The sequence below is a fragment of the Arsukibacterium sp. genome (assembly GCF_036735525.1).
Lineage (GTDB): Bacteria > Pseudomonadota > Gammaproteobacteria > Enterobacterales > Alteromonadaceae > Alishewanella.
Map to the genome: position 1 here is coordinate 1 of NZ_DAINOE010000133.1, position 4,756 is coordinate 4,756.

Here is a 4,756-nt window from a genome sequence, read left to right on the forward strand (position 1 = left end):
CGACCTCGGCGGCCCCGGGGGCTGCGGGACCAAAGGCCCGACGAATTAGGGTCAATGCCTCTTCGAGATCGGAATAGACCAGCCGCAGGCAGATGATATTTGTCAACAAGTCGGTCAACCGGGCAATGGCACCCTGTAACCACCAAAGCATCAGCTCAACAATTAAAAAAGCCAGTAAACCACCAAAGACCCCAAACCAGACGCCGGTGTACAAAAACGGCCTTTGAATAAAGGCGTCGGTGGCGCCCACCAGTTTCATGACCTCAATTTCATCTTTTTTATTCATGATAGATAGGCGGATGGTATTACCAATAATCAGCAACACCGCACTTAACAGCAACAAGGCTATTACCAACACCGCCTGGCGTAATAAGCCTACCAGTGCATCCAGCCTGCTTAGCCAGTCGATATCCAGCTTACCAAAATCGACGATACGCTCGTTTGATAAACGCTGTAATAAGCGTTGTGCCGCCGCCGGATCGGTATTGGCCGGCTGCACCAGCAATACATCCGGCAGTGGATTTACCGTTAAGTAATTAAGCGCCTGACCAAAGCCCGAGACTTGTGCAAATTCAGCCAGTGCTTGTTGCTGACTGATATGCCGCACCTGGGCAATCTCATTGTCCGTGCTTAACACCGTTGCCAGACTCTTAATCTGGTTTTCAGGCGTTTGCTCTTTAATAAATAAACTGATTTCGGCGGCAGAGGTAAAGCTATCACTGATTTGTTGCACATTTTTTACCAGCAAATGCAAGGTGGTCGGTAATGTCAGGCTCACGCCTAATACCGCCATAGTTAATAACGACGCCGAGGGCGTGCGCCATAACTCACCCAGGCTGGCTAGCGCCTGACGTAAATGCTGCACCCAGAACATGCTAAAACGTCGCAGCGCACCTAACTTAGTGGCAGTGGCGCCGGTAGCGCGGCCGCTAAACAGAATACTCATAACGGCTCCTGATATTGCAGCAGGCCATCATTAATCATGCGGCCGTGTTTTAAGGTCAGGGTACGGTACTTCATGCGGGCCACCAGGCCCAAATCATGGGTGGCCACCAACACCGATACGCCAACCTGATTAAAGGCTTCAAACACCCGCATAATATCTTTAGATAAATCCGGATCCAGGTTACCGGTAGGTTCATCCGCTAACAGTAAAGGGGGTTTGTTCACTACTGCCCGGGCAATACCGACCCGCTGCTGCTCTCCGCCAGATAAGGTATGAGGTAAGCAACGTACTTTATCCAGTAAGCCCACTTTATCCAGCGCCGCATGCACCCGCTTGACCATTTCTTTGCCGGTAAAGCCCTCAATCACTAACGGCAGCGCGACATTATCAAACACGGTATGGTTCATCAGCAAACGGTGATTCTGAAAGATAATACCGACATCACGCCGCACATAGGGAATTTGCGTACGGCGGATCCGGCTTAAGTCAATGTCATTGATCAGCACCCGACCGGTGGTAGGCCGTTCAATCAGGCTAATCAGCTTGAGCAAGGTGCTTTTTCCGGCACCTGAGTGGCCCGTTAAAAAAGCCATTTCGCCTTTTTCAATACGAAAGTTAATGCGATCCAGTGCAATAAAACCACCAGGGTAACTTTTACTGACCTGCTCAAACTGCAGCATTTAGGCTTCCTTATTAAATAAGGCTTTAATAAAGTCCTGAGAGTTAAAAGGCCTTAAATCATCAATGGCCTCACCCACCCCGATAAAGCGGATAGGCAACTTAAATTGATCGGCGATGGCAAAAATAACCCCACCCTTGGCGGTACCATCTAACTTGGTCAAGCTGATGCCGGTCAGGCTCACTGCTTCATTAAACAATTTGGCCTGGCTCAGTGCATTTTGTCCGGTACCGGCATCCAGTGTCAGCATGACTTCATGCGGCGCTGCCCCATCAATTTTTTGTAGTACCCGCACTATTTTTTTCAGCTCTTCCATTAAATGCGCTTTATTTTGCAAACGCCCTGCGGTGTCGGCAATCAGCACATCGACTTTGCGCGCCCTGGCGGCCTGATAGGCATCAAAGATCACCGAAGCGCTATCAGCGCCGGTATGTTGTGCCACCACCGGGATTTGATTGCGCTCACCCCACACCTGCAATTGCTCAACCGCTGCGGCGCGAAAGGTATCGCCCGCGGCCAGCATGACGGTTTTGCCTTGCTGACGGAACTGCTGCGCCATCTTACCAATGGTTGTGGTTTTACCTACGCCATTCACACCCACCATTAAAATAACAAAGGGGCCTTCTGCCGCATCCAGCGCCAGCGGTTGCTCAACCTGCTGTAGCATTTGCGCCATATCCTGCTGCAATTTTACAAACAACAGATCGGCATCTTTTAGCGCTTTACGATCGGCATGCTGTGTCAGGTTTGCAATCAGCTTTTGCGTGGTATCCATGCCAACATCGGCCAGCAACAGTTGGGTTTCCAGCTCTTCGTATAACTCGTCATCAATTTTGCGGCCGCTAAATAACCCGGCCAGACCAGAACCTAAGTTCAGGCTGGTTTTAGACAAGCCCTGGCGTAAGCGCGAGAAAAAACCGGCTTTTTTGGCCGGCGCATCGGCTGTTACCGGCTTAGCAACAACCGGCTTAGCTACAACCGGCTCGGCTGTCACTGGCTGAGCTATTTCTTGCTTAGCTATTACCGGCTCATCTATTGCCGGCTCAGTAGTGGACGATTGCTGTGGTTCAGCTGCTGCTTGCGGCGTATCGGGCGCAATGGCAGCATGTTCATCCGCTGCCGGGCTTGGGGCTTTTTTCCCCAGGCCCAGCCAGGAAAAGAGTTTGGTCTGTTTTGTCATAAGCTTTTGTGTCAAAGGCAAGATTCAGGATAACATTAGCACCAATACTATCACCTTTAACTCGCAGGCAAAACTCAAACCATGAAACCAGCAAAAGGCAGTCAAAAAAAACCTGGTCAACCTGGATTTGTAAGAATTATCAGCGGCCAATGGCGTGGCCGTCGCTTGCCGGTAGCAGATGTTACTGGCCTGCGCCCGACTACCGACAGAGTGAAAGAAACCCTGTTCAACTGGCTGATGCATGATATTGCCGGCAGCAGTGTGCTCGATTGTTTCAGTGGCTCTGGCTCACTGGCATTTGAAGCCTTATCCCGTTATGCCAGTTATGCCTGCCTGATTGAAAAAGATCTGGCGCAGTCAAAGCGCTTAAAGGCATTACTCAGCAGTTTAAGTGCCAGCCAGGCAGAGGTGATCAATACCGATTGTCTGCGCTATTTAGCCCAGCCGGCGCAGCGCCAGTACCAGATTGTGCTGGTTGACCCGCCTTTTCGCCAGCAACTGGCAATAGCCTGTTGTCAGCTGTTAGAGCAGCATGGTTGGCTAGCGGAAGACGCACTGATTTATCTGGAAACGGAAAAAGAACTATCGCTGGCCGGTATCCCGGCCAATTGGCGTTTAATCAAGGAAAGTATTGCCGGGCAGCTGGCCTATAGATTGTGGGCGCGCCAGTCTGCTGCAGGCAGCAGTGACTAACACCTTATCTGTCAGCCAGCTCCATACCCAAATTGGTCAAGCCCTGCTGTTGTACCCAGGCTTTTAATTGTAACATTTGCTCGCGGCTGAACTGTGGCATAGTTTGCACCAGCGCTATCAGCTCCGACAGGCACTCAATTTCATAGGCCATTAAAGGATGATCGCGTACAAATTTTTTTAATTCGTTCTCGCTGGTAATGTCTTCATCTTCAGCCTGATATTCAATCAGCCTGGCCACGGTAGCTTGGGAGATTTTAGCGACATTAATAAATTCGCTGCTGTCTTGCTGATTAATACCATTAAACAGGCTATCTAGCGCCGTGGCACAGTCGACTGCCGGATACACACCAAACATATCATAGTGATTGACTTCCGGGATCAGGGGTTCCAATTCTTCCGCCAGCCGGGGGAAATTAATCTTAGCTTTTTTAACCGTTAGCCATTCCCAACTTAATTCCAGCATATGACGCAAGGCACTGGCATCACCAAACTCGCTCACTTCACTGAATAACTGGTAGTTTGGTAACATCCGCTCTAATAGCGTTAAGGCGATAGCGGCTTGCTGCGCAAAACTCAGCTCGCGCATGGTCTGGAAATTATTGGCTTTAGTTTTCATTTAAGATCTTTAAGATTCCGGTTTGCCGATGGTCATAACCATCGGCATTAATGGGAACAGCAGACGATTAAGAGTGGCTGGCCAGTTGTTTCTGGGCATATTCAAATTTAAGTTTATATTCCATCAGCTTTTGCTCCAGCTCGCCTACTTGTTCATCATGGCTTTGCTGTAACAGTTGCAACTCGCTTCGCAATTGACGGATAGTTTCCCGACTTTGATCTGCCTCGGTTACCTGACGGTGCTCAGACGCCTGCTGCCGGCTTTGCGCATGTTCCAGCTGAGACTCCAGTTTAATAGTACGTTGCTGAGTTAGCTCAAACTGCTTACTTAATTCGGTATAACTGGCTTGCAACTGAGTTAAGTCCGAGCTGAGCTCAGAATTACGCGCCACGTGTTCGTTTTCTTGCTGCTGTAACGCCATCAGCGCAGCCTGCATGTCTGCTTTAGCTTGTTGCTCCGTCGCTAATTGTTGTTGCTGCTGTTGCACTTGCTGCTCTAGCTCTGTCAGCGTTTGCTCAGCCTGCTGCGCCTGCTGCCTGGCTGCGGCCAGTGCCCGCAACTTGTCTTGTTGCGCTTCGGTTTGGGTAGCTAACTCTTGCTCGAGCTTTTGCTGGCTTTGCAACGTTTGTTGTAATTGCGCTT

The 4,756-nt window shown here is 50.1% G+C and carries 6 protein-coding genes; 1 reads left to right on the forward strand and 5 read right to left on the reverse strand.

The window, feature by feature from the left end; genetic code table 11:
* From ftsX to ftsY, 3 genes are all read right to left on the reverse strand, one after another.
* On the reverse strand, positions 1-946 hold a 946-nt coding region (gene ftsX, locus V7D78_RS15970; protein ID WP_333609450.1), incomplete at its 3' end, for a permease-like cell division protein FtsX.
* Positions 943-1,626 carry a cell division ATP-binding protein FtsE gene (ftsE, locus tag V7D78_RS15975; RefSeq protein WP_333609451.1) on the reverse strand — a complete coding sequence of 228 codons (684 nt, stop codon included), beginning with the start codon at positions 1,624-1,626 and terminating at the stop codon, positions 943-945. The genes ftsE and ftsX, both read right to left, overlap by 4 nt.
* Positions 1,627-2,805 carry a signal recognition particle-docking protein FtsY gene (gene ftsY, locus V7D78_RS15980; protein WP_333609452.1) on the reverse strand — a complete coding sequence of 393 codons (1,179 nt, stop codon included), beginning with the start codon at positions 2,803-2,805 and terminating at the stop codon, positions 1,627-1,629.
* An 81-nt stretch (positions 2,806-2,886) separates the two neighbouring features.
* On the opposite strand from ftsY, the gene rsmD reads away from it, so the two are divergent.
* Positions 2,887-3,498 (forward strand): 16S rRNA (guanine(966)-N(2))-methyltransferase RsmD, encoded by a 612-nt coding sequence (rsmD, locus tag V7D78_RS15985; RefSeq protein ID WP_333609453.1) that lies wholly within the window; start codon positions 2,887-2,889, stop codon positions 3,496-3,498.
* Between the two features lie 4 nt (positions 3,499-3,502).
* Here rsmD and V7D78_RS15990 read toward each other — a convergent pair whose 3' ends face one another.
* A complete protein-coding gene (locus V7D78_RS15990) occupies positions 3,503-4,114 on the reverse strand; it encodes a YjaG family protein (protein WP_333609454.1) in 612 nt (203 codons plus the stop codon).
* A 67-nt stretch (positions 4,115-4,181) separates the two neighbouring features.
* A partial coding sequence (locus tag V7D78_RS15995) for a hypothetical protein (protein WP_333609455.1) occupies positions 4,182-4,756 on the reverse strand: 575 nt, incomplete at its 5' end.